Below are 26,597 nucleotides of genomic sequence, written 5' to 3'. Positions count from 1 at the left end.
CGACCTCAGGCTGCGAGGACGGTCGTGGTGACCGCGTTGTCGATCAACAACTGAACCGCAGCCCCGTTGTAGTTGTACAAGCTGTAGCTGACACCGCCGTCGGTATAGTCCTGGCCGCTGTCCACCCACAGGCCGGCTCCGACCAGTTGCACCGAGTCTCCGGCATCGCCGTCGATCATCAACTGCTGTTTCCCAGTCGCGCCGGTGATGGATTGGAACGCGTTGAACGCGCTTTCGTCCGTATCATGCAGGTTGAGCACATCGGTCAGGTTCAGCTTCAGGGTATTGTTGCTCGCACCGGTGATATCGATCTTCTCGATGCCCTTGATCACACCGTCCTTCAGGGTGGTGAGGTTGAGGGTGATGATGCCTGTCCCTTCCAGCGCCAGCGTGTCGATGCCCTGCCCGCCCTGAATGCTGGACCCGGATTGGCCAAGCTTGGCGACATTGTCCGCATCGAGCACGATCCGGTCATTGCCCGTGCCGCCATAGAGCACGTCGATGCCGCCCTTACCGTAGAGGATGTCGTTACCAGCCCCGCCAATGAGGGAGTCGTTGCCCGTGGTGCCGGTGAGCGTATCGGCCGCGGCGGTCCCCATCTGGCTGACCTTACTGGTCGAGAATACACCCGAAGTCGAACCATAGACGACGAAGGCAGCACCGTTATCGGTCAGGCCATTCACATCCGCATTGCTGCTGCCGATGATCAGGTCAGCCAGGCCGTCGCCATTGAGGTCGCTGCCGGCCACCGCGCCGAAGGTGAGCGTACCGGCCTGATTGCCCTCGATGACGAACCCTTGGGTATTTCCGGCAACGCTTAGTGCGGACAGATCCACTGGGCTGCTGTCGGTCTTACCGAAGACGACATAGACCTTGCCCGCGTCAACCCCGAGGCTGGTATCCGCCTGCCACGACCCTATTGCGAGGTCAGCCAGACCGTCGCCATTCATATCGCCGATCACCGACACCCGGTTATGATAATCATACGCGCTTGAGCCGTTGATGACGAACCCGAGCGTGTTCCCGGCGGCCGTAAGCTGGCTGACATTCACCCCTGCGCCGCTGGTCTTGCCGAACAGCACGTAGGTTCTGCCTGCGTCGGTGGCGGAGGGGGTGTCCCCCACGCGCGCCTGGACCACAATATCTGACAGACCGTCGCCATTGATGTCGCCGGCAGCAGTCCATTGCACGGTATTGTCACCCAAACTCGAGCCGCTAATCGCGAAACCGAGCGTGTTGGTCGCTGCGGTCAGCGCTGTAAGGTTAAGCGGTGCTCCACTGGTCCCCGTCCGTCCGAAGACCACATAGCCCCCGCCGGCATCACCCACACCATTCGGGTCGATGATTGCCGAGCCAACCAGGAAGTCGGCCAAGCCGTCCCCGTTCACATCGCCAAGGCCGTTCACCCTCATGCCCAACTGATCGTTGGCGCTTGAGCCATCGATGATGAAACCGAGCGTGTTGGTCGCAGCCGTGAGCGCCGAGAGACTGAGGCTGCTGTTGTTGGACCGGCCATAGACGACATACACGCGTCCCTGCGTGCTTGCGCCTGTTCCAAGCGCCCCCACCAACAGATCGGCATAACCATCGCCATTGATGTCGCCAGCGGCAGAAACCGATGAGCCGACATATTCACTCGAGGTTCCACCCAGCAGCTGGAAGCCCGCGGACACGGCCGTGGACAGGCTCGATACGGCGACCGTTGCGCCCCCAGTCTTGCCATAGACGATGTACGCAGCGCCCGAGAGCGTATTCACATTATCCACGCCGGTGGCACCGACGATGAGATCGCCAAGCCCGTCGCCGTTCACATCGCCCGCACTAACCGCATTGGCAAGATAATCGCTCGCCGACGAGGCCAGAATGGCGAAGCCCGCCGTTCCAGTTGCGACATTGTATATGCTGTCGATCACGCTGCCGTAGATGTTGTTGGGTCCGCCAAAGACGACATAGGATTTCGAGGCGGTCTGGTTGGCGCCGCCGACCGAAACCACGAAGTCAGCATAGTCGTCTCCGTTCACATCACCCGCAGCGCTGACCGATGCCGCGAAGGACTCGGTGCCGCTGGAACCGGCGATCATATAGCCCAGCGAATTGCTGGCCTGCATGATCGCGCTCGCCTGGATGACGGGCGTCACGGTGAAGCTGTTGGCACTGGGCGAGGAGAGATTGCCCAAAGCGTCAACCGCATAGGCCTTGTACGTGCCGCTGGCCAAGCCAAGCAGGCTGAGGTTGGTGTCGGTTCCGGCCGCCGTGATGGCGACCGAGTTCCAGTATTTGCTGTCCTTGCCGGTGATGTCCGCCAGCGTGGTGACCGTGGGAATGGCCGTGGTGTTTACCAGATAGAGCGTGCCCACTTCGGTCGAGCGGACGACGGCCAAGTCCGTGCCGCTTCCGCTGACGCTTGTGTCCGCAAAGCTCGGCGCCGGAGCAGCATTGTCCTGCACCGTCACGGTGACCTGATTGTCCACCAGCAACTGCACCGCAGCCCCGGCATAATTGTAGACGCTGTAGCTGCGGGTGCCGTCCTGCACGTCCACACCGCTGTCGAGCCAGCTACCGACGAGCTGAAGGGCATCGCCGCTGTTACCATCGACCATCATCTGCTGCTTGCCGACCTTGCCGGTGAGCGCCTCGAACTCGTTGAACGCGCTCTCCTCCGGATCGTGCAGGTTGAGCACGTCCGTCAGGTTCAACTTGAGCGTATTGTTGCCCGAGCCGGTGAGGTCGATCTTCTCGATGCCCTTGACGAAGGCATCCTTCAGTGTGGTGAGATCGAGCGTAATGCCCGCTCCGTCCAGTGCCAGCGTATCGGTGCCGAGGCCACCCTGGATGCTCGCGCCCGAGACCCCCAGCTTGGCGACATTGTCCGCGTTGACGATGATCCGGTCATTGCCCGCACCGCCATACAGCACGTCCGCGCCGCCGTTACCGCGCAGCACGTCGTTGCCTACGGCACCCACAAGCGAGTCGTTGCCGGACGTGCCGATCAGCGTGTCGGCTCCGCTGGTTCCCATCTGGCTGACCTTGGCCGCGTTGGAAAATACGCCCGAGGTCGAGCCATAGATGACGAAGACGCCGCCGCCCTCGGTATTCCAGTAGTCGTAATAGTTCGCGCCAATCATCAGATCGACCAAGCCGTCGCCATTGAGATCGCCCGCCGACACGGACTTGCCCAAAAACGCACTCACCTGCCCCGTGCCATTGATCGCAAAACCTTGCGTATTGCCGGCCACCGAGAGGGCGGAAAGGTCCACGGCGCTGCTGTCCGTCTTACCGAAGACGACATAGGCCTTGCCTGCATCTGTGCCGCCGTTCGAATCGGAAACGCTTGAGCCGACCAGCAGATCGGCCAGCCCGTCGCCGTTCATGTCGCCGATCACCGAGATGCTGGTCGCATTATCGTCAGTGCTGGACCCATTAATGACGAAGCCAAGCGTGTTGCCGGCTACGGACAGGGCACTGGCGCCAACGCCAGCCCCGTCCGACTTGCCGAAGACTACGTAGAACTTGCCTACATTCGATGCAGACGTATCCGCATAAGCGGCGGCAAAGGCCAGATCGGACAGGCCGTCACCATTGATGTCGCCGGAACCCGCGATGGAAAAGCCCAAATTATCGCCTGCACTGGACCCGCTGATCATGAAGCCTCGAGTGTTCGTGGCAGCCGTCAGGGCAGACACGTTCAGGGTCGCGCCGCTGGTGCCCGTCTGGCCGAAGACGACATAGGCCGCGCCGGAATTGTTGCCGGGGGTATCGGCCGTAAAAGATGAAACGATGAAATCGCTCAGGCCGTCGCCATTGACGTCTCCCGCGTCGCTGACCGTATATCCCAACTGGTCACCCCCACTCGACCCTTCGATCATGAACCCCAGAGTGTTGCTGGCCGCACTAAGGTCTGAAAGCTGGATCGTGCTGTTATTGGAACGACCATAAACGACGTAAGCTCGCCCCGTGTCAGTCGCCGTTCCGTCCTGCGCGAAGGCACCGACAACAAAATCGGCGTAGCCATCGCCGTTAATATCGCCTGCAACAGAGACTGAGAAGCCTGCGCGACCATCCGCGTTGCTGCCGATCAGAACAAAGCCGTTCGATTTTGTCGCGCCGACCGCACCGGGAAGCTGCGCGAGATCGACGAAGGTTCCGCCGGTCTTGCCATAAACGATATAGGCACCGCCGGCCAGGTCATTGGTATTGTCGCGGCCGTAGGCGCCGACCAGAAGATCGTTCAGGCCGTCACCATTGACGTCGCCGGCATTGGACACGGAATGGCCTGCATATTCAGCATATTGAGAGGCACTGATGTAGAAGCCCAGCGTGTTGTTGCTGGCTATGAGCGAACTGACATTATACGGGCCACTCAGATTGGTCGGGCCGCCGAAGACGACATAGGCACGGGCCCAGTTGCCCGTTGCCGTAGAGCCCACGATGAAGTCACCATAGCCATCGCCGTTCACATCGCCGGCGTAATCGATTGAGTTACCGACGAACTCGTTGGTCGACGAACCGAAGAAGCCAAAACCTATCGAATTCGACGCTTGAAAGACGGCGCCGGCCTCAACCACGGCATTCACCGTGTAGGTATTCGCGCTAACCGCAGAGATGTTCCCGGCATTATCGACCGAATAGGCCTTATAACTTCCGCTAGCCAAGCCAAGCATTTGCATGGTCGTGTTACTGTTTGCGGTGGTTATGTTGACGGAGTTCCAATATTTCCCGTCGATGCCAGTAATGTCCTCTAGTTTCGTCACCGTCGGGATCATCGCCGTATTGACGATATAGACCGTACCGAGTTCCGAGGACTGCACCGTGGCGCTGTTGGTGTTTGCACCACTACCGGTGCTTAGAACGACGGTCGGATTGACGGTATCGAGTACGAAGGTGCTGCTGGCGCTTGTCGCCGAGATGTTGCCCACGGCGTCGGTCGCTGTCGCCGTGACGGTGACAGTGCCGTTGCCCAGCGTGGTGAGCTGGGACGCATCGAGCGTCACCGCCTGTGCCGAGCCGGTGCCGATCACCGTCCGCACCACAGGGCCAAGTGTGCCGGCGAACGTCACAGTGACCACCGAACCGGCCTCGGCCGTCACGGTAACGGCACCTGCGGCATTCAACGCCTCGGCGCTCGAAGCACCGCCCGTGAAATAAGACGGCAGGGTGATAACCGGCGCGGTCGGCGCGACGGTATCCAGCAGGAAGGTCAGTGGATCGGCGGTGGTGACATTGCCTGCGGCGTCCGTCACCTGCGCCGAGACGAGCACATTGCCATTGCCCAGTGTCACGAGATCGGCCGCCGTCAACACGATCGGTTTGGCGGTTCCATCTGCGGCAACCGTCTTGGTGACGGGGCCGCTGTTACCGATGAAAACCACCTGGATCGTGCCGCCATTTTCAGCAGCCACTGTAACCACGCCGCCCGCGGCTACCGCCTCCGCAGAGGAAGCGCCATCGGCGACTCCCGCTCCGAGCGCGATGACCGGCGCTGCCGGCGCCACCCGGTCGAGCGTGAACTGACGGGTCGGTGAGGCGGCAGAAATATTACCCGCGGGGTCCCGCGCCAACGCCGAGAAGGTGATGGCACCGTCCGCAAAGCTGGCCACGTCGGTCGCCGTGAGGACGACATCCTGTGCCGCGCCCGTGCCGACCAGCGTCTTGGTGATCTCGATCGAGCCCTGGATGAAGGTCACGGTAACGGTCGCGCCCTGTTCGGCGGTCACCGTTGCCACCGTGCCGGTCGCTAGTGTCGTGTTCTTCGATGCCGTGCCAGAGAGCAGCAGCGTGGGGCTGGTCGGGGCCACGGTGTCGATGGTGAATGTGCTGGTGGCGGCTGCCGACTGGTTGCCGACCGCGTCCGTCACGAAGCTGGCGACCGACACCGCACCGTTGCCCAGCTTCACCACATCGTTCGCGGTCAGCGACACCGTCTGTGTGAGGCCGTTGCCGGTGAACGTCTTGGTGACGCTGTTGGCTCCCGCTGTGAAGACGACCGTGACCAGCGCGTTGGCCTCCGCCGTCACCTTGACCACACCCGTGCTCGCAAGCGCCTCGAGGGCGGTAGCGCCACCGGCGATGCCGTCCGAGAGGGTCATGGTCGGCGTCGCCGGTGGCGTCCGGTCGAGCACGAAGCTGCTGGCCGTTTCGGCCGACTCGTTGCCCGCCGGATCCTTCGCCTGCGCGGTGACGGCAATCGTGCCATCACCCAGCGCCTGCAGATCAGCCGTGGTCAGCACGACAGCCTGAGGCGAGCCAGTCGCCGTCAGCGTCTTCACGATACTGTTCGAGCCGTTCGAGAACACCACCGAGATGCTGGAACCGATTTCGCCGGTGATGCTGATCACACCGCTTGCCGCAGTGGCCTCCGCCGCCGAAGCGATGTCGGCGACGCCCGTGCCGAGCGTGATCGTGGGTGCACCCGGCGCTGCACGGTCCAGCGTGAACTGGACCCCCGAGGCAATAGACGAAGCGTTGCCCGCCGGGTCAGTCGCCACGGCCGTGATGGCCACGGTGCCATCGCCCAGGGCGACCACTTCGGCCGCCGAGAGCGCGACGCTTTGTGCGGTCCCAGTTCCTGTGAGGGTCTTCACGACCGTGTTGCTGCCACGCGCGAAGGTGACCTTCACCACGGCGCCGGCTTCCGCCGTCACCGTCACCACGCCCGAAGGGGCCGCAGCGCCGGTGGACGACTTGGTGGCATCACCCAGCAGCGCCAGCGTCGGCGACGTCGGGGCGACCATATCCAGCGTGAAGCTGGCGGTCACCGGCGTCGAAGCGTTGCCCACTGCGTCCTTGGTTACGGCGGAGACCGAAATCGTGCCATTGCCCAGCAAGGTGAGATCCGATGCCGAGAGCGTCACCGGGTTCGGACCACTTGCGGCCACGATCGACTTTTGCACGGTGGCGCTGCCGTTGGTGAACGTCACCGTGACGGTCGTGCCGACTTCCGCCGTCACCACGACGGCGCCGGTCGCAGCTCTGGCTTCCGCCAGCGTGGCGCCATCGCTCATGCCCGCGCCCAAAGCGAGCGTTGGCGAAACCGGCGCGATGCTATCCAGCGTGAAGCTGCTGGTGCTGGCCGGAGAGGTGTTCCCGGCGGCATCCTTGGCGCTAGCACTGACGGCGATCGTGCCATCCCCCAGCGTCGCAAGATCAGCGAGGCTGAGCACCACGGCCTGCGCCAATCCCGTGCCGGTCAGCGCCTTGGTGACGCTCTTGCTGCCGTTGGTGAATGTCACCGTGATGGCGGCGCCGGCTTCCGACTGCACCGTGACGACACCGGTGGCCGCCGTAGCTTCCGCCGCCGAGGCGATGTCGGCCACGCCGGTGCCCAGCACGATGACGGGCGCATTGGGCGCGACATCGTCGATGGTGAAGCTGGTCGTGGCAGCGGTCGAGAGATTGCCGACTGAGTCTTGTACCTGGACGGAAACAGTCACCGTGCCATTACCCAGAGCGGCAGCGTCCGCGGCAGACAGGAGAACCGTCTGCGCCACGCCGGTGCCCAGAAGCGTCTTGGTGACGACGTTGGCCGCGCTCGTGAACTTGATCGTCGCCGTGGCACCCGGTTCGGTGGTGACCTTGATGACACCGCCCGCTCCGGTTGCCTGCGCCGTCGTCTTGGCGGGCGAGCCCACCAGCGCGAGCACAGACGGGTTGGGCGGCGTCATGTCCAGCAGGAAGGTGCGGCTGGCTTCGGCCGATTCATTGCCGACCGCATCCGTGGCGACCGCCGACACCGAAATCGTCCCATTGCCAAGCACCGTCAGATCCGCCTGAGTCAGCGTGACGGACTGGGTGAGACCGGTGGCGACCACATTCTTCACCAGGGTGTTGGAGCCGTTGACGAAGGTTACGGTGACCAGCGAGCCAGCATCGGCTGTAACGGTCGCGACGCCCGTTTCGGCAAGCGCCTCGGACATAGAGGCACCGTCGGCAATGGCCGCGGCGAGCGTGAGGGTGGGCGCATTCGGCGCGACCCGATCCAGCGTGAACTGCACCGAACCGCCGCCAGCGGAGACGTTGCCCGCCGTGTCAGTCGCCGTTGCCGTGACGTAAACGGAGCCGTCACCAAGGGTCGCCAGATCCGTGGTGCTGAGCGTCACGATCTGCGGGGCGCCGGTGCCGGTCATGGTCTTGGTCACGACATTGGCGCCATTGGTGAACGTCACGGTCACAGCCGAGCCGAGTTCGGCCGAAACCGTCACGGCCCCTGCCGAGCTGCTTGCCGCCGCAGCGGACTTCTCCGTGGAGCCAACCACCGTCAGCGTCGGATTGTTGGGCGGGGTCATATCGAGCGTGAAGGTCCGGCTCGTCGCCGCCGAGTCATTGCCGACCGTGTCACGGGCCACTGCGGACACCGAGATGGTGCCGTTGCCGAGCGTCGCCAGATTGGCGGCGGTCAGCGTGACAGCCTGGGCCGAGCCCGTGCCGGTCAGCGTCTTGGTGACGCTGTTCACGCCATTGGTGAAGGTCACGGTGACGGCAGCGCCAGTTTCCGCCGTGACGGTCACCACGCCCGTGGCGGCCTTGGCCTCGGCGAGCGTCGCGCCATTGGAGACGCCGGCGCCGAGCGCCAGCACCGGCGCCGTGGGCGGCGTCCGATCCAGCACGAAGCTTGCCGGTGTGGCTGCGGCGGAGGTGTTGCCGGCCACATCCTTGGCAATGGCGGAGACGGAGATCGTTCCGTCGCCGAGCGCTGCCAGATCGCTGGCCGTCAGGACCACAGCCTTTGCCGTGCCAGCGCCGGTGACCGTCTTGGTCACGGTATTGCCGCTGCGGGTGAAGGTGACAGTCACCGTCGCGCCGTCCTCCGCCGCGACGGTTACGACGCCCGTGCTCGCCGTGGCTTCCGCCAGCGAGGCGGTATCCGCCACGCCTGCACCCAGCTCGATGACGGGGGCAGCAGGCGGCGTATTGTCGATGACGAAGGTCGCATTGCCGGACTGCGAGATGTTCCCCACTGCATCGATCGCGGTGACGGACACGGCAATGGTGCCGCTGCCGAGCGATGCGACGTCGCCGGCTGTCAGCACAACGGATTGCGCCGCTCCCGTACCGGTCAGCGTCTTGGCCACGCTGTTGATGCCATTGGTGAACGTCACCGTGACAGCCGATCCATTCTCCGCCGTCACCTGAGCGACGCCGAGCACATTGGCAGCCTGGGTGCTGGTCTTGGCCGAAGCGCCGATCAGCGAGACCAGCGGAGCCGCCGGGGCAACCGTGTCCAGCGTGAAGCTGGACGTAGCGGCCGTTGAGGCGTTGCCCGCCTCGTCGCGGGCCAGGGCACTGACCGAGATCGTGCCGCTGCCCAGCGTCGCCAGGTCGTTTTCGGTCAGGACCACCGCCTGCGCCGCGCCCGTGGCCGCCACTTCCTTGACGATCTGGTTGCTGCCATTCTTGAACGTGACGCTCACCGTCAGCCCGGCCGTGGCGGTGACCAGAGCCACGCCCCCCTGCGAGGAGGCTTCCGCTGCCGACGCACCGTCTGCGATGCCGGTGCCGAGCGCCAGGGTCGGCGCACTGGGCGCCACTCGATCCAGCGCGAACTCGAGCGGCGTGCCCACAGGCGAGGCATTGCCGGCCGCGTCCGTTGCCGTGGCGGTTACAGAAATGGCGCCATCCCCCAGCGTGGTGAGGTCAGCCGCAGTGAGAGTCACCGCCTGAACCGCACCCGTGGCAACCAGTTGTTTCGAGACTGTCCCTAGCGACCCGGCAAAGGTGACCGTGATGGCCGACCCGCCTTCTGCACGCACGGTGACCACACCGGTGCTCGCGAGCGCTTCGGCCTGCGTCGCACCGCCGGCAACGCCGGCACCGAGGGCGAGAGTTGGCGAAAGGGGCGCCTGCCGGTCCAGCGTGAAGCTGGACGTCGCCGAGGTGGAGACGTTGCCGCTGGCATCGCTGGCGACAGCTGACACCGCCACAGCGCCGTCACCGATCGTCTGCAGTTCCAGCGCGGTGAGGACAATCGTCTTGGGTGCCCCATCGCTGACCAGCGTTCTGGTCACGCTGCCGACAGACCCGCTGAAGGTCACCGAGACGACGGCACCGGGCTCAGCGGAGAGTGTGAGAATGCCGGTCGGGGCCGTCGCTTCCGCTTCCGTTGCGCCGTTCGCAGCAGCAGTGGCCAACGTCAGCGTCGGTGCTTCCGGTGCGCCAGCGTCCAGATTGAACGTCAGGCTCTCGAGCGAGGACTGATTGCCCGCCAGATCGGTGACGACCATCGAGACCTGGACGACGCCGTCACCCAAGGCCGCGATTTGGGCTGCCGTCAGCGTCACGGCCTGTGCCGTGCCGGTGCCGATCAGATTGACCGTTTCCGTGCGGCCCGAATAGCCGTTGAACGTCACCTTGATCGCCGCGCCGTTTTCGGCAGCGGCAAGCACGACGCCGTCGACCGAGAGCGCGTCAGCCGAAGACTTGGTGCTGCCGCCGACCAGCGTGAGGCCAGCAACCGGCACGGCAGTGTCGAGAATGAAGGCCGCCTGGGCCGGATCGGATTGGTTGCCGGCGACATCCGTGGCGACGGCCGTCACCTGGATCTGTCCATCGCCCAGTCGGGCCATGTCGCCAGCCGTGAGATGGATCACCTGCGAGGCGCCGTTGGCCGTGATGGCCTTCACAACCTCATTGCTGCCATGGGTGAAGGTGAGCGTGACGATGGTGCCGGTATCGGCCTTCACCAGCACGGCGCCGGCGCTGGCCTCGGCTGAGGTCGCACCGCCATTTTCCACACCCACGCCGAGCGTGAGCAGCGGAGCCGCGGGCGGCACCGCATCCAGGCTGAAGTCGAGCGTGGCGGGCGCCGAAGCGTTGCCGGCCACGTCCAGCGCAAGCGCGGTCACGAGAATGGGGCCATCGCCCAGCGTCACGAGATCGCCGGACGTCATCGCAATGATGTCCTCACCGCCGCTTGCTGCGGCAATGACCTTGACGACCGTGCCGCTCACGCCGGTGAAGACGAGGCGGACGCCGAGGCCCGCTGCAGCTGTCACCGTCAGCACGCCGTCGGTCGACAGGGCGTCGGCCAGCGACTTGGTCTCGCTCCCCACGATTTGCAGCAGCGGCGAGTCAGGCAGCGCCGTCATCAGGGTGAAGCTGGCCGTACCGTTCAGGGAGGTGTTGCCGGCTGCATCGCTGGCCACGGCCATGACCGCCACCGGACCATCGCCGATCTGGGCCAGTTCGGCAGCCGAGAGGAGAACCGCCTTCGGGGCACCGGTGCCGGTCATCGTCTTTTCCACGACGCCGTCGGCGCCGGTGAAGGTCACCACCACGGTGGACCCGGCTTCCGCAGTGACGCGCACGATACCGCCGCTCGATGTGCCTTCATCCAGCGAGGCGCCATCGGCGACGCCCGCGCCCAACGTGACCGTCGGGGCGGCAGGCGGTGCTGTGTCGACCGTCAGGCTCATCATCGACGCGGCGGAGAACTTGCCGCTTACGGCATTGAACTGCCGGACAGCCAGCAGGGTCGCCCCGTCCAGATTGCCGATGTCGTAACTCCAGCTTTCGCCGCCATCGAGGCTGTATTGCAGCGCAGTGTCGCTCTCCTGGCCACCGACCACCAGGCTGGCGTCATAGGTCACGCCATCCGTATTCGAGACGCCGGTATCATTTCCGAGCGAGAGGGACAGCGACGTCAGGGTGATCGAGGGATCGAGCGTGAACTCCTCCAGCGTCGCCGGCGAGATGTTGCCGGCCACGTCGGTCTGGCGCACCATTACCGAATTGGGCCCGGGATTGGCCGTGAAGCTCTTGCTCCAGGTCGCGCCACCATCGACGCTGAACTCGATCAGTGCACCCGACTCCTGCCCGGTGATGCTGAGGATTCCGGTATATTCATTGCCTTCGACGACGAGCGCATCGGGCAGACCCGTGTCCAGAGCGAAGCTGAGCGCGGATGCTGCAGACACATTGCCGGCGCCATCCTTGGCCGTGGCGGAAACGGCGACAGTGCCGTTGCCGAGCGTGATCAGCTCGGCCTGCGTCAGGCTGACCGAGACCGCCGAGCCAGTGCCCTGCACGAGCTTCGTCACCGTCCCGCTGGTGCCGTTGAACACCAGCCGCACGCTGGTGCCGACATCCGCCGTCACCGCCATGGCGCCCTCGGTGCCCGTCGCCTCCGCCGCTGTCTTCTGCGCATCGCCGATCAGGTCGAGAAGCGGTTCGCTTGGGGCCGTGGTGTCGAGCGTGAATGCGCTCGTCGCGACAACCGACGCATTGCCGGATGCATCGGTCGCGATAGCGGAGACCGCCACCTCGCCATCACCCAGAATGGCGAGATCCGCAGCATCGAGAACGACCGCCTGCGCGGCGCCGATCCCGAATACGGTCTTCACCACGCTCCCCTGCGCGGTCGCGAAGGTCACCGCGACGGACGTGCCGAGTTCGGCCGCCACCTGCACGGCGCCGCCGGAATAGAGCGCTTCCGCAGCGGTCGCGCCGTTCGCGACATTCGCAGCGACGGTGATCGCGGGCGCCTCCGGCGCGACCGTATCGAGCGTGAACACCAGCAGCACGGGCGGGGAGAGGTCCGCACCGTTCACTTGGCGAACGTGGACATGGTTGAGCCCTTCCACCGCCGTGAAGGCGCTGGTCCAGCTCTGCCCACCGTCGATGCTGTACTCCACCGCGGCACCCGCGCTCACGCCGGATACCTGCAGGCTGCCATTGCTGGTCAGCCCGTCAATGGCCGAGAGGCCGCTATCCTGCGCCAGCCCGACCGACAGCGCGGGCAGCGCCGTCACCAGATCGAAGCTCAGCGACTGCGGCGCCGAGGCATTGCCCGCAGCGTCCACCTCGCGCACCTGAACGGCATTGGTCCCGGCCCGCGCCGCGAAGCTCTGGCTCCAGCTCTGCCCGCCATCGATGCTATATTCGATGGTCGATCCGGCTTCCTGACCGGTGATCGAGATAATCCCGCTCTGCGCATCCGCGCTGGCGACCATCGCGCTGGGCGCGACGGTATCGAGCGTGAAGGCAACCGGCGTCGCCGCCGAAACATTGCCCGCAGAATCAGTCGCCGTGACCGACACGGCAATCTGGCCATCGCCCAGCGTCGCAAGATCTTCCGCCGTCAACACGACAGCCTGCGCCGTCCCGTCGGCGCTCAGTTGCTTGGTGATGCTGTTGGTGCCGTTGGTGAACGTCACCGTCACGCTGGACCCGGCCTCGGCGGTCACGAGGACCACGCCGTTGGAAGACGTGGCTTCCGCCGCCGTCGCGCCCGTGCCGACGCCCGTGCCCAGAGACAGCACCGGTGCGCCCGGCGCCTCGCCGTCAATGGTGAAGCTGAGGTCGCTCTGCGCGGACACATTGCCAGCGGCATCGGTGACCTGCACGGAGACCTGCACCGGGCCATCGCCCAGCTCGGCCAGATCGGCGGCGCTGAGCGTGATCGCCTGCGCGGCGCCTGTGCCGGTGACGGTCCGCACGATCACGCCGTTGGCGCTGCGGAATTCGATCTGCACGGTCGCCTGATTTTCAGCCGTCAGCGAGAACACGCCGTCCGCAGAGAGCGCCGCATCGACGCCCTTGATCGCATTCCCGACAAGGTTGAGCGTCGCGGCATCCGGCGCGCCGGTATCGACGCGGATATTGGGCGCCTGAATCGCCGGTGACGTCAGCACGACGGGCAGGCCGCCGTCGCCCTTGAAGTCGTCCGTGGTCGCGGTGCCGAGCGCGAGGCTGTCCGCCTTAAGCGTGATGCCGTCGCCATCATAGAGATTGCCGGCCAGCGCGGCTGTGAACTCCAGCCCGCGCACGCCAGCGGCCGTTGCGCTGGTGCCGGTTGCCGTCAGCAGCACTTCCTGCCCGCCGATCAACGCCACGACCGTGACGGTCTTGCCTTGCGCCAACACGACCGGCTGAGAGAAATTGAGCGTGAGGCTGAGCGTGTCGCCAACCTTGAACCAGCTCGGCGCGGCCGGCTGAGCGATGGACTGGATCGCCACGTTGAGGCCGGGCGTCACCGTGGCGGGATCGTAGCCGGACAGGTCGGCGAGGGCGACGGTGGCATTGGCTTTGACCGCTGTGCCCGCGACCTGCGAGCGCACCGCGCCATCGGCGAAGACGAGCAGATCGTTCAGCGTGTTGCCCGCTGCCGACACCGTCACGGTCTCGACGTTATCGCCCACCGTGCGGGTTAGCGTCATACGCGAGCCGCTCACCGTCTTGGTGTAATCGCTCCACCGGCCGCGGAAATAGATGACGTCCGTACCGCCACCCAGCGCCGATGCATCGATGGTCGTCCCATCTGCCACATAGACGACATCAACACCGTTGTTACCGAGAATCTGGAAAGTCACGCCCGGCTTGGAGAGGGAAATGGTTTCACCGTTGGCATCGAAGGACACGACCTTGACGGTGGCGGACAGGTCCGCGCCCGGCGCCGCAGCACCGGTCGGCGCGGTCGAGGTCTCGCCGGACGGCACCGGGAGCGGGTCGCCCTTCGACACATAATTGTACAGCGCGTTGGTCGCGACCGTGCCGTCCGCGAAAATCAGCGCGTCGGGCGTCGTGGCCGAGTTGGCACTGGCGAGATTGACCGTCTCGACCTTACCTTCGACCGTGCGCGACAGGGTCAGCGTCGCACCGGTCCGCGTTACCGTATAATCCGCCAGCGATCCTTCAAAATAGATGCGGTCCGCGCCCGCACCTGTGCTCAGCGAATAGGTCGCGCCGGGACGGATGAAGATGGCGTCCACAAAAGAGGAGCCCAGAAACTGAATTTCTTGCCCATCCAGAGACAACGTTCCGTAATTCAGCTCGAAATCGATGAAGTTTCCACCATTGGTGGTGTTCATGATGATATATTTCGACGTGATTGCCATGACCTTTGACTCCGGAAGAGAATTTCAAAAAAATTCTGCTAGAAAATGTTCTCGAGGAAACGCGTTAAGGCGGGCCAGATTTCGATCTGGCCCGTCATGATTTAACCGCCTACAAAAAGAGCTGTTTGTGACTGTAGGAAAGCCTGCGCAGCGGCCGGCGAATCTTGCCACTCGCCACCGATATCGAGATCGATCCAGGCCTGACTACTGTTTGGGAATGGCGCAGTTGCGCTGTAGGTGCCGAAGTCGACGCGCGTGTCATTCGGGTTGGCGGCATCGCCGCTTCCGAACGAGGTGCTTGCCAGATCCCACCCACTCGTTCCGTTGTGCTGGTTGTCCAGATAGACGAGATCGTCAGCGCCAAAATTGGTCGCGCGGACCCAGAAGTCCCAGGTACCGACCACGCTCGAATCGTCCCTGTCCGTCACAATCAGCGCATAACCATCCGCGGCAAGGCTACCGATCGACGTGGCAGCCGAGACCGCCGTGTTGCCAATACCGTCGAGGCCGACCCATTTGTGGCCTGCGGTCAGAGAGCCATCCGCCACCATGGTCTGCGAAGCCGCAGCGCCGGTAACGAGCGCGGCTCCGGTGCCGCTGGTGTTGGGCGTGACGGTCGAGAAGGTCGCGCCGCTGAGCAAGGCCGCATTGCCGAGACCCGAGGTCGCGCTAACGAGCAGGCCCGCATCGATCTCGACATGATAATTGTTCGAGAAATCGAGATCATATTTGGGATTGATGATCAGCTTGTCGCCCGAAATGGTGAGGACATCCGCAATGGCGACGGTCGCACCGTTCCAGGTCGCCGAGACCTCGCCGTCGACGACGGTGACGACCAACGTTTGTGTGTTATCGATCGCTTCACCCAACGAGCCGGAATATCCCGCCTTAGCGGACGTGTTGGCATCGTTGACGATCTTGATCTCATAAACGCCGTCGACAGCGGTCAGAGCGATGTCCTCGCTCGAGGTGAAGACGAGGTCGGACCGCACATCAAGGTTGGTCACGCCATCGACATTGGTCGAAAGCAGCGGCACAGGATGCGCTTCGATGGTAAAGTCGTCGGATGCCGACAGGCTCCCATCCGAGGCCGTGACGCGAACGGTGATCGGACTGGCCAGTGCCGGCGCGGACGTGGACGAGAAGGTGCCGGTCGCGCCATCGAAGCTCAGCCAGGACGGCAATGCGGAAAGATTGCCCTGCGCATCGACCAGCTGCGCCGTGTAGGTCAGCGCATCGCCATCCGGGTCCGTGAAACTTCCGGCCGCGATGCTGTAAGTGAACGCCTGCCCCTCGACCGTCATCTGATCCACCAGTGCCTCGGCAAGCACCGGCGCCTCGTTGAGACCGGGCGTGATCGTTGTTGCGTCGTAGCCGGAGATGGCCGCAATCGCGACGTTGGCGTCCGCCTTCACAGCCGTGCCGGCAACCTGTGAGCGCACGGCGCCGTCAGCAAAGACGAGAAGATCGTTGAGCGCATTGCCGGCGGCCGAGACGACAACTGTTTCGAGCTGACCGCCAACCGTCCGGGTCAAGGTCATCTTCGAGCCCGAGACCACTTTGGTGTAATCGGCCCAGTGACCACGCATGTAGACAATATCGGTGCTGTTTCCGAGCGCCGACGCATCGACCGTCGCACCATCAGAGACGTAAACGACATCGACGCCGGCATTGCCCAGCACCTGAAATTTCATGCCCGGTTTGGACAGCGCAATCGTCTCGCCGGTCCCGTCGAAAGACACGACCTTGACCGTCGCGGACAGGACTGCCGCCGGCGCGGCCGGTCCGCTCGGCGCGACAGATGTTTCGCCGGACGGTACCGGCAACGGGTCACCCTTCGAGACATGATTGTACACTGCATTGGCTGCCACGGTGCCATCCGAGAACACCAGCACATCAGGGGTCGTCGCGGAGTTAGCGCCGGCGAGACTGACCGTCTCCACTTTGCCCTGAGCCGTCCGCGTCAGCGTCAGCGTCGCGCCAGATCTGGTGAGCGTATAGTCGGCCAGTGCCCCTTCAAAATATATGCGATCTGCGCCCGCACCCATGCTGAGGGAATAAGTCGCGCCCGGTCGGACGAAGACGGCATCGACCAGGGCCGAACCGAGAAACTGCATCTCCTGCCCGTCCAGCGAAAGCGTACCGTAATTCAGGCCGAAGTCGATAATGTTGGAATTATCGGCAGCAGTGCTCATAATGATATATTTTGAAGTCGTAGCCATGTTCTTGCCCCCTACGAAAGTAAAACTGAAGCTTTCGTCTTTCGATTATCCCACAAGTCCCACTGTTCAGGGCCGGATGCTCATCCGGCCCTGATGGATATTCATCCGCCCACGAAAAGCGGCGTCGCAGATTGGAAATAAGTCTGAACAGCGTCAGGCGTTTCACGCCATTCACCACCAATATCGAGGTCGATGTACGACTGGCTGCTGTTCGGGAACGGCGCCGTCACGTTGTAAGTGCCGAAGCCGACGCGCGTATCGTTGTCATTGGGCGAATCGCCACTGGCAAAGGATGTGGTAGACAAATCCCAGCCCGCAGTGCCGTTCTGCTGATTATCGAGATACACCAGATCGTCGGCACCGAAGTCGGTCGCCCGCACCCAGAAGTCCCAGGTGCCGATGTCAGCGGAGGCGTCGCGGTCACTGACCACCAGCGCATAGCCCGCGGCAGAGAGGCTGCCGATGGACGTGGCCGAAGCAACCGCCGTGTTGCCGACGTTATCGATCCCCACCCACTTATGGCTGGCGGCCAGCATGCCGTCTGCATGCATGATCTGCGAGGCCGCTCCGCCCGAGACCAGCGCTGCCCCCGAACCGGTGGTGTTGGGCGTGACGGTCGCGAAGGTCGCACCGCTCGCCACCGCCGCGTTGCCAAGGCCAGAGGTCTGCCCGATGAACAGTCCCGCGCCGATCTCGACATGATAATTGTTCGAGAAATCGAGGTCGTAGACCGGATCGATGATCAGCTTGTTGCCAGAGACGGAGAGTACGTCGTTGACGTTCACCGTCGCGCCGTTCCACTTGGCGGAAGCCACCCCGCCGCTGACAGTGACGACCAGCGTCTGCGTGTTGTCGACGGATTCCCCGAGCGTGCCGGAATAGCCCGTCTTCGATCCGCTGTTGGCATCATTGACCAGCTTGATCGTGTACGTGCCGTCGACCGTCGTCAGTGCGATATTCTCGCTCGCGCTGAAGACCACGTCGGACCGCACATCCAGATTGGTGACGCCATTCAGGTTGGTGGAGAAGACCGGGACCGAGGCCTGCGAGACGGTGAAGTCGTCCGAGACCGACAGGCTGCCGTCCGATGCGGTCACCCGCACCGTGAGCGGGCTGGCGAGCGCCGGCGCGGACGTCGAGGAGAATGTGTGGGTCGCCGCATTGAAGGTCAGCCAGGACGGCAAGGCCGACAGGGCGCCGCCGCTGCCCACCAGCTGAGCCGTGTAGGTCAGGGTCGTGCCGGCATCCACGTCGGAGAAGCTGTTGGATGGCACGGTGTAGCTGAACGCTTGCCCCTGCACGGTCGCCTGATCTGCGAGCGGATGCGCGACGACCGGCGCTTCATTGACGTTAGCCAGGTTCACCGTGACAGCCTGCGACGTCATGTTGCCCGCCAAGTCCGTCATGTTGACGTTGATGGTGTAGCTGTGGGCCTGCGTCTCGTAATCGCGCGGCGCGGTAAAGCTCAGCGCCCCTGAAGAACTCAGCGTGAACAGGCCAGCATCGCCGCCCGGCGCCAGGGCCCAGCTCACCGCTTCGCTGGCGGAGAGGGTCCCCACCGCAGTGGCGTTCTCGTTCACGGTGAGCGTCGCGCTGGTCAGGGCAGGCGCCGTGCTGTCGACAACGAACGGCAGCGCCCCGTAGGTCACGAGCTGACCTGAGTCCGAAGAGACCGGCTCGCCGGACACCAGACCCGTCACGTCCGTGAAGTTCAGTGCCAGGATTCGCACTTCTGTGGTGTCCGTCACCGGCACTTGAGCCGTGAACACCAGCTTCGTCGGGTCGTTCAACGCGGCCGTGGCGGCTCCGTCCAAAGTGGCTGTCGCAAGATATGTGTTGGTCGCAATGAACCGCAGCACAACCTCGGGAACAGGGCTCGACGGATAAGTGACCCCCTCGCTGAGCGTGACCGTGAACGTCACGGTGCTCGCTCCCATCGCAACTGCCTTGTCCGCGACGATTTCTGTCACGACCGGCGCGCTCGCGATCGACAGGGTAAAATCGTCGGTGGCTGTGAGGCTGCCATCGGACGCTGTCACGCGGATCGTGATCGGGTCGGTCAGCGCCTGGGCGGCCGTCGAGCTGAGGGTGCCCGTCTGCGCATTGAACGTCAGCCAGCTCGGCAAGGCCGAGATATTGCCCTGCGCATCCACAAGCTGCGCAGCGTAGGTCAGCGTATCGCCGTCGACATCGTAAAAGGCGTCGCTGGGGATGATGTAGCTGAACGGCTGATTGGCCGTGGCGACTTGATCGGCGAGCGGATGATCCAGAACTGGCGCTTCGTTGACATTGCCGACGTTCACGGTGACCGCCTGAACGCTCTGATTGCCCCAGAAGTCCGTCGCTGTAACCTCGATCGACCAGCTGGCGCGATCCTCATAATCGAGGGTCTGGACCGTCTTGATCACGCCGGTCTGTGGATCGATGGTGAAGAAATCTGCGATATCATAGGCGGCAAAGGGCGCGGGACCGCTGCCCCAGGCGATCGAATAGCTCGTCTTGCCCGAGGGATCGGAGGCGGTGGCGGTGTAGAGTAGTGTACCGGGGGCCGCCGTCTCAAGGACGGACACGCTGACCGTGCTGCCGCCGCTGAATGCCGGCCCGGTCGTGTCGTTGATCATGCCGAGCTGCTGCAATTGGGCCTGCGGCAGCGAGGCATTGGCCAAGGCCGGATTGACCTGGGTGACATCGTGAAAACCCTGGATCAGAATGTCGGCGAGCAGCTGGCCCTGAGCCTGTCCCAGATCGGCCAGCGTCGTGTTGGCACCGTTGGCGGTGGTGGTGATGGCATCGACGATCTGCTGGATCGCCTGATCCAGCGTCAGGCCTTCACTATGCGCCCAGCCCTGAAGCGCGGCGAGGTAGACGCCATAGACATTGGCGTTGGCAGCAGTGTTGGCGCCCGTGCTGTCGATCACCAGCTTCATCAGTTGCGCGGTCAACGGCGTGTCGACATTGTCGGTGAATAGGGTTCCGACGGTCGCATTGGCCTTCGCCGCGACATCCGCGGAGAGATTGGCAAGGTTGGTGGCGCCACTGGTGGCAAGCCCCGACGACATGAGACGCGTGGCGACTTCCGTAAACGGGCTGATGTTGATCACGACATCTTGGCCCGCCGTCACCGTGGCAACGGCGCGGAGCATCACATCGATATCGGCCTGAGTGCCAGTGGCTTCGTTGAGATAGCCCTGCGCATTTGTCGTCGGGTCCGTGGCGGCGACCAGCACGAGGCCAGTATAGCCCTTGAACGCCACGCGGAACGCGCCACTGGCATCCGTGACCGCAGAACCGAGCAGCGTACCATCCGCCTTATAGGCCTTGATCTCGATGCCGGCGATCACCGGGCCTGCAGCGACCGTGCCGGTGATGTAGTTGCTGCTGTCGATCGTAACCGGGCGAGAGCCGGTTGCGGAGATGTTGCCTGCGGCGTCGGTTGCCTTGGCGGTGATGCTGGTGGCGCCATCGGCGGGCAGTTCGTTGGCAGCAAAGCTGGCGGTCCAGGTGCCGTTGGCGGCGGTGGTGACCGTCTTGGTGGCGGTGCCCCAGGTGACCGTGATGCTGGTGCCGGCCTCGGCGGTGCCCGAGACGCTGACCGGGGCCTGGGTTTCGGCCTGGTTGACCAGGTCGTCACCGGCGACCGCGTTGATGACCGGTGCGGCGGCGGCGGTCTTGTCGACCGTGATGGCGTTGGCGATCTTACCGGCCTCGCTGGTCTTGCCGCTGGTTGCATCCTTCTGACGGACCTGAACGGCGCCGGCGGCGTAGCTGCCCTCGGCCAGCGTGAAGCTGGTGCCGGTGCCGGCCGTCCAGGTCGAGCCGCCATTGGTGGAGTATTCCCAGGCGTTGGTGCCGGTGATGGCGGTGACGTCGATCGTGCCGTCCTGGGTGATGAAGTCGGTCGCCGAAGCGCCGGTATCGGTCTTCAGCGCGAGCTTGGGCGCAGCGATGCTCGCCTCGTCGCTGCCGCCGCCGAAGATCGCGAACCCGGCGCCGATCGCACCGGCGGCCCCCAGCACATAAAAGGCGGGCGTGGAGAAGAAGCTGCCCGATCCGCCGCCAGCGCCGGCACCCGCAGCACCCTGGGCATAGACGCGATCGGCCCACTGGCCTTCACCGGCCGGACCCTGCGTACCGGCCGAGGCCTGTACGGCGCTTTCGGGCTGGTCTGCGTCGGCCTGCGCGGCGTCGGCATCCTTCTGGTCGCCATTCTGGGCGGCGTCGTCTTCGTCGTCCTTCTTGTGCTTCTTGAGCTTTGCCTTCTTGGGCGCGGCGCCGTGCGCGGCCAGAGTGGCGTGTGAGGCCGCGGGCGCAACCGGTGCGTGACCGGCGGCGGAGGGAGCCGGTGCGGCTTGGGCCGGTGCAGCTTGGGCCAGAGCCGGGGCCTGCTCGGCCGGAACGGCTGCGTTTGCCGGAAGCTCTGCCTGCATCTGGGCCGGCATCTCGGCCTGCATCTGGACCTGCGTCTCGCTCTTGTTGGTCATGTCATTGGCTCCCTGTATTCCAAGCTGTGTCTTCAAAGCTGTGTGCGGTTGAGGTCAGCGCTCGCCGAGCGCCTCATCGACGGTTTTGGTGATGGGTTTGGTGAGGTAGGTGAGCACCGAACGCTTGTGGGTGCGCACTTCCACGGTGGCGGTCATGCCGGGGCTGACCTGGATGGGCTTGCTGCCCGCGTTACCCGCGCCATGATCCTTCAGGCGGATGTGGACGCGGTAATAGAAGTGCTCGCTGCCCTGCGGCCCGGGTTCGCTCAGCGCATCCGGGCTGATGTAGACGACCTCGCCGGCAAGGCTGCCGTAGATGCTGGGATCATAGGCATCGAGCTTGACCTGCGCGGACTGGCCGACCTTGACCGAGCCAAGATCGGCCGGGCTGAACTTGGCCTCGACGATCAGTTCGCTGGTCGTGGGCAGCATCTCCATGATCGCATCGCCCGGCCGCACCGAGGCGCCCAGCGTGGTCACGTTGATCTTGCGGATCTGCCCGTCATGCGGCGCGCGCAGCTCGGTAAAGCCGAACACCGCCGAGCGCTCGCGCAGCGCCTCTTCCTGCGTGGCGAGATCCTCCTCGGCCTTGGTCATCTCGGCCTGGGCGTCCTGGAAGTATTTGTTGCGGGCATTGACGATCTGCCCGTCGAGCTCAGCGACCGCGCGCTTGAGGCGGATCACCTCGGCCTGCCCGACGTCGCCCGCCGCCAGCAGCGGCTGCGTGATATCGAGCTCGGCCTGGACGAGCCGCCGGCTCTGAACGAGCGCGCCAATGCCCTCGTTGAGTGCCTGACGGCGCCGGTTGAACAGATCGGTCTGGTTCCTGCGGAACGCCGGATAGGCCTCCAGCTCGGGCGGGAACACCAGCGCCTGCCCGTAAACCTCGGCCCGCAGCCGGGCGAGCGTCGCCTTGAGCGCGGCCACCTTGTTGCGGCTGTCGTCATAGGCGGCCGAGGCGCGGCTCTGGTCCATGAGAGCCAGCAGCTGACCCTTGCGGACCATCTGCCCTTCCTCGACCTTCATCTCGGCCAGCACGCCGCTGTCCGCCGCCTGGATGACCTGCGTGCGCGCCAGCGCGATCACCTGTCCCCGGGCGCGAGCCAGCTGGTCGATCTGCGAGACGCTTGCCCAGATCAGCAGCGCCACGATGCCAAGGCCAGTGATCACGATGAACCAGCCCCCCGGCCCCAGCGGAAGCCGGGCCAGCTGCTGGCGCACGCTGCCCAGGCCCGCGCGCATCGCCCTTGGATCTTCCATCTTCATGCCACGCTTCCCTTGTGATGCTCAGCTTGCGCTGCCGGACCCTGCCGCAGCCGCTCGATCACCGCGTCGCGCGGGCCATCCAGAGCGATGCCCTGCGGGGTGAGGACGATCAGCCGGTCGATCAGCTCGAGCAGCCGCAGCTTGTGGGTGACCAGCACCAGCGTCTGGCCAGGCTGGATGGCGGCGCGCAGGGCCGAGAGGCAGCGCTCCTCGGTGCCATCGTCCATCGACGAGGTCGGCTCATCGAGCAGCCAGACCTGCGGGCGGGCCAGCAGCAGCCGCGTCAGGCCAATGAGCTGGCGCTGACCGCCCGACAGGCCCCCGCCGCCCTCGGCAATGCGCAGATGCACACCCTCCGGACGCCCGGCGAGGAAGCCGGCGAGACCTGTCGCCTGGATCGCCGCGACCAGCTCTTCATCGCTCACATAAGGCAGACCCATGGTGAGGTTGTCGCGCAGCGTGCCGCTGATCATCCGTGCCTGCTGGGGCAGATAGCCGATCAGCTCGGCCCGCCGCTCGCTGGCGATATGCTGCAGATCCAGGCCATCGAGCAGCACATGCCCCCGCTCGGGCTTGACCAGCCCGGCGAGCAGCTTGAGCAGCGTGCTCTTGCCCGATCCCACCGCGCCCAAAATGCCGACCCGCTCGCCCGGCGCGATGGTCAGCGCCGGCAGCTTGAGCGGGGCAGGCTGCGAGGCCCAGGCGAACTCCAGATTGGCGACCTCGACCCGGCCCTGGATCGCATCGGGCACCAGCGGCGCATCGATGCCGTCATTGTCCTGCTCGGCGGCATAGAGCCGCTCGAGATTGTCGAGCGCCACCTTGGCATTGGCGCCCTGCACCAGCAGCCCAGGAATGGCGTTGACGGGGGTGAGCACCCGGCCCGAGACGATCGAGCAGGCGATGATCGCGCCGACGGTCAGGCTGGTGGTCGTCGCGGCGAGATAGGCGCCGGTCGCCACCATGCTGACATAGCTGATCTGCTGGACCAGGCCCGAGATATAGCCGGCCGTCTCGTTGAGATGGCGGATTTCGGTCATCTCGTCGGCGGTCCGCCGCGAAAGGTCGTTCCAGCGATTGCGCATTTGCCATTCGCCGCCGCTGGCCTTTAAAAACTCGGCGCCCTGGATGGTCTCGACCAGCAGGCCATAGCGCTGGTTACCGACCAGATTTTCCCGCGCGCTGTGCGCCTCGATCGCCCGGCGCGAGCGCAGCCCGGCAGCGACCGCCACCACGAACGCCAGGGCCGGCACCGCTGCCACGAACGGCCCGCCGATCAGGAAGATGACCGCCAGGAAGAACAAGGCGAACGGCACGTCGGTGAACAGATAGAGCTTGCGCGCGACGATGAACGCCCGCACCCCCTCATAGCCGCGCACCTGCGCCGCGAACGTGCCCACGCTCGGTGGATATTGGTCGAGCCGCGTCGAGAGCATCCGCTGGAAGACGTTTATCGCCGCTTCCAGATCGATGCGATGCACCGCCTTGTCGACTATGGCCGAACGCGCCAGCTTGAGCGCGAACTCAATGCCGATGGCGATCGCCGTGCCGACCGTCAGCACGATCAGCGTCGAGACACCGCCCTGCCCGATTACCCGGTCATAGACCTGCATCGAGTAAAGCGAGGTTGCCAGCACCAGGATGCTCGCCAGCGTCGAGGCCAGCGCCGCCATCACCACCCAGGATTTGTCGACGGCCATGATCGCCTCGAACACGCCCTTGGCGGTGCGCGCATGGGCGATCTCGCCACGCGGGGTGACCCCGGCGAACATCGTGCCTTCGGGCCATGCCGCCATCCGCTCGCGGCCCTGCGGCCCCTCGCACAGCCAGGTGCCGTCGCTGCTCAGGCTCAGCACCATGCGATAGCCGGCGCCGGGCACCAGCGCGATCATCGGCAGGTCCGCTTCATGCGGTTCGCGCCGCCAGCGCGAAAGCTTGAGCCGCAGCGTCTCGCACAGCGCCAGCGCTGCGCGCGCCGCAATGCGGCTTTCCTCGCCCGATGCGCCAGCACTGAACAGCGCGCGGATGCGGCGACCGTCGCGCCGCGTGAGGCCGCCCTGGCACTCCAGCGCCGTCGCCAGGCGCCCGCCCAGCCAGAGCACGCCATCGGCAAAGGGGGTCGCGGGCGGCGGCCCCATGAAGAGGACGTCCTCGGACGCACTCTCAGGCGCGCCGGCGGGAGTCTCGGCCGGTGAGGGCCCTGCAATCAGTTCCATGGGAAGGCCCCTTCCTTGAGGCGCAAGCGGTAGCGGGCGATCAAAAGCTGGACCTGCGCATCGCTCAGGCTCCGCTCGATGTCGGTCTGCTCTCGGGTGACATTGAGAACGTCCAGCCAGCTGCGCTTGCCGGCCAGGAACATCCGGTTGTAGGATTCGAAGGTCTGCTGCTGCACGCCCCGGCTGACCTGCAACTCGCGCACCAGGCTGCGCGCCGCGCGCCAGCTCGCCAGATCCGCCGCGACCTCCGCCGTCAGATCGGCCCGATAGGCATCGCGGGCATTGCGCGCCGCGCTCTCCAGCGCCTGTGAGGCCCGAATGCGCTCCACCGAGGCGAGCCCGGAGCCGAAGGCGAACTTCACGCCCACCACCACCCGCGTGTCAGGCAGCGAGGACGGATAATATTTATCGTCGGCAAAGCGCTGTTCGGCCCGCGCATAAATGGTCGGCATCATCGCCCTGGACGCCACCCGCGCCTCGGCCTTCGCCACCCCGATCTCCTGCTCGGCGCGCAGCAGCGCCGGGTTGGTCTCGATGGTACGCGCCAGCAGATCCTCGCTGCGCACGTCCAGCGGCTCATCGCCTGCCGCCACGTCGAACGCGATCCGCGCCGGATCGATCGGCCGCCCGGTCAGCTGGCTCAGCGCCTCGGCCGCCGATTGCTCGATTGCCTGATAGTTGGTCAGCGTGTTGCGCGAGAGGCTCAGCCGGGTGAGCACCAGATTATGATCGACCGGCGCGGACAGGCCCGTGGCCACCCGCCGGCGCATCATGCCTTCCAGCGCTTCCAGCCGGGCAATGTCGGCCGCATAGACCTGCGCGCCCAGACGCGCCGCCACGAACCGGCCATAGCTGTCGATCACTCGCAGCGCGACCTGGTAGCGCGTCGCGTCGATCGCCGCTTCCGCCGAAGAGAGCCGCGCCTTGGCGGCATCGACGTTCGCGCCGATCCGTCCGAACGTCCACACAGGCTGCGTCAGCGTGCCCGTGACGACATAGCCCCGCCGCCCCCGCTCGCTCTCGAACGCCGGCTCGGGAAAATACGCCCAGCGCGCGCTCGCCACTTCATAAGCCGAAGCCCGCGCGCCATCGGTCTGCGACAATACCTGCGGATTGTTCCGCGCGGCCTGCGCCATCAGATCATCCAGCGACAGAGAGGACGGCTCAGAGACCGGGCCCGGCGCTGCGGCCACAGCCACAGGCGCGCGAACATCGCCCTGCTGCGCAAAGGCCGTAAGCGGAGCAACAAGCACCGCCCCCAGCACCGCGCAGCCGATCAGCCCGCCCCCGCGCCCTGCGGGACCGCGCAAACCACGACACAGCGTCGCAGCGCGCCTCGTCCCAACCCCCTCAAACATCGAACTCACCCCGAATATCCTGATCTTGTGCCGACATCGCCAACCACCCCGCGCCAAAGCTACGAAGCGACCCGCACAACCAGTTGAAGAAGAAGCCACCACAGCAGCAAACTGACCGGAGCACCCAGGAGAATGCCCCGCGCCAGCGAAGGCTGGACCGCTTCCGACGCAGCCCAAGGATCACCGAGGGGCGTGCCTGTCCGGGCGCGAACATCCGCAAGGCCGC

5 protein-coding genes and 2 pseudogenes are annotated in these 26,597 nt (G+C 65.0%); all 7 read right to left on the bottom strand.

What is annotated here, in order from left to right:
• Positions 1–5 precede the first annotated feature (5 nt).
• The 7 genes and pseudogenes from M2333_RS15875 to M2333_RS15850 all read right to left on the bottom strand — a co-directional run bounded on the left by M2333_RS15875 (position 6) and on the right by M2333_RS15850 (position 26,371).
• Positions 6–14,828 carry an Ig-like domain-containing protein gene (locus tag M2333_RS15875; protein WP_264612399.1) on the bottom strand — a complete coding sequence of 4,941 codons (14,823 nt, stop codon included), beginning with the start codon at positions 14,826–14,828 and terminating at the stop codon, positions 6–8.
• 101 nt (positions 14,829–14,929) lie between these two features.
• Positions 14,930–17,050 carry a putative Ig domain-containing protein gene (locus M2333_RS15870; protein ID WP_264612398.1) on the bottom strand — a complete coding sequence of 707 codons (2,121 nt, stop codon included), beginning with the start codon at positions 17,048–17,050 and terminating at the stop codon, positions 14,930–14,932.
• A 101-nt stretch (positions 17,051–17,151) separates the two neighbouring features.
• Complete coding sequence (locus tag M2333_RS15865; protein ID WP_264612397.1) at positions 17,152–21,531, bottom strand: putative Ig domain-containing protein; 4,380 nt, start codon at positions 21,529–21,531, stop codon at positions 17,152–17,154.
• 54 nt (positions 21,532–21,585) lie between these two features.
• The gene (locus M2333_RS15860) at positions 21,586–22,797 is read right to left on the bottom strand and encodes an HlyD family efflux transporter periplasmic adaptor subunit (protein ID WP_264612396.1); all 1,212 of its coding nucleotides are present in this window, start codon (positions 22,795–22,797) and stop codon (positions 21,586–21,588) included.
• A pseudogene (locus M2333_RS17025) lies at positions 22,794–23,459 on the bottom strand (ATP-binding cassette domain-containing protein); the annotation flags it as partial. The pseudogene M2333_RS17025 and the gene M2333_RS15860, both read right to left, overlap by 4 nt.
• Positions 23,460–23,696: 237 nt before the next feature.
• Positions 23,697–24,470: pseudogene (locus tag M2333_RS17020) on the bottom strand (ABC transporter transmembrane domain-containing protein); the annotation flags it as partial.
• A 533-nt stretch (positions 24,471–25,003) separates the two neighbouring features.
• Complete coding sequence (locus tag M2333_RS15850; RefSeq protein ID WP_264612646.1) at positions 25,004–26,371, bottom strand: TolC family protein; 1,368 nt, start codon at positions 26,369–26,371, stop codon at positions 25,004–25,006.
• Positions 26,372–26,597 lie beyond the last annotated feature (226 nt).

This window comes from Sphingobium sp. B11D3B (assembly GCF_025961735.1).
Classification (GTDB): Bacteria; Pseudomonadota; Alphaproteobacteria; order Sphingomonadales; family Sphingomonadaceae; genus Sphingobium.
This window is presented reverse-complemented; position numbering and strand designations above follow the sequence as displayed.

What these genes read in the sequence shown, in the direction of transcription:
- M2333_RS15875 (WP_264612399.1), bottom strand. Translation starts at nt 14,828, where the DNA reads ATGGCAATCACGTCGAAATATATCATCATGAACACCACCAATGGTGGA.
- M2333_RS15870 (WP_264612398.1), bottom strand. Translation starts at nt 17,050, where the DNA reads ATGGCTACGACTTCAAAATATATCATTATGAGCACTGCTGCCGATAAT.
- M2333_RS15865 (WP_264612397.1), bottom strand. Translation starts at nt 21,531, where the DNA reads ATGACCAACAAGAGCGAGACGCAGGTCCAGATGCAGGCCGAGATGCCG.
- M2333_RS15860 (WP_264612396.1), bottom strand. Translation starts at nt 22,797, where the DNA reads ATGAAGATGGAAGATCCAAGGGCGATGCGCGCGGGCCTGGGCAGCGTG.
- M2333_RS15850 (WP_264612646.1), bottom strand. Translation starts at nt 26,371, where the DNA reads ATGTTTGAGGGGGTTGGGACGAGGCGCGCTGCGACGCTGTGTCGTGGT.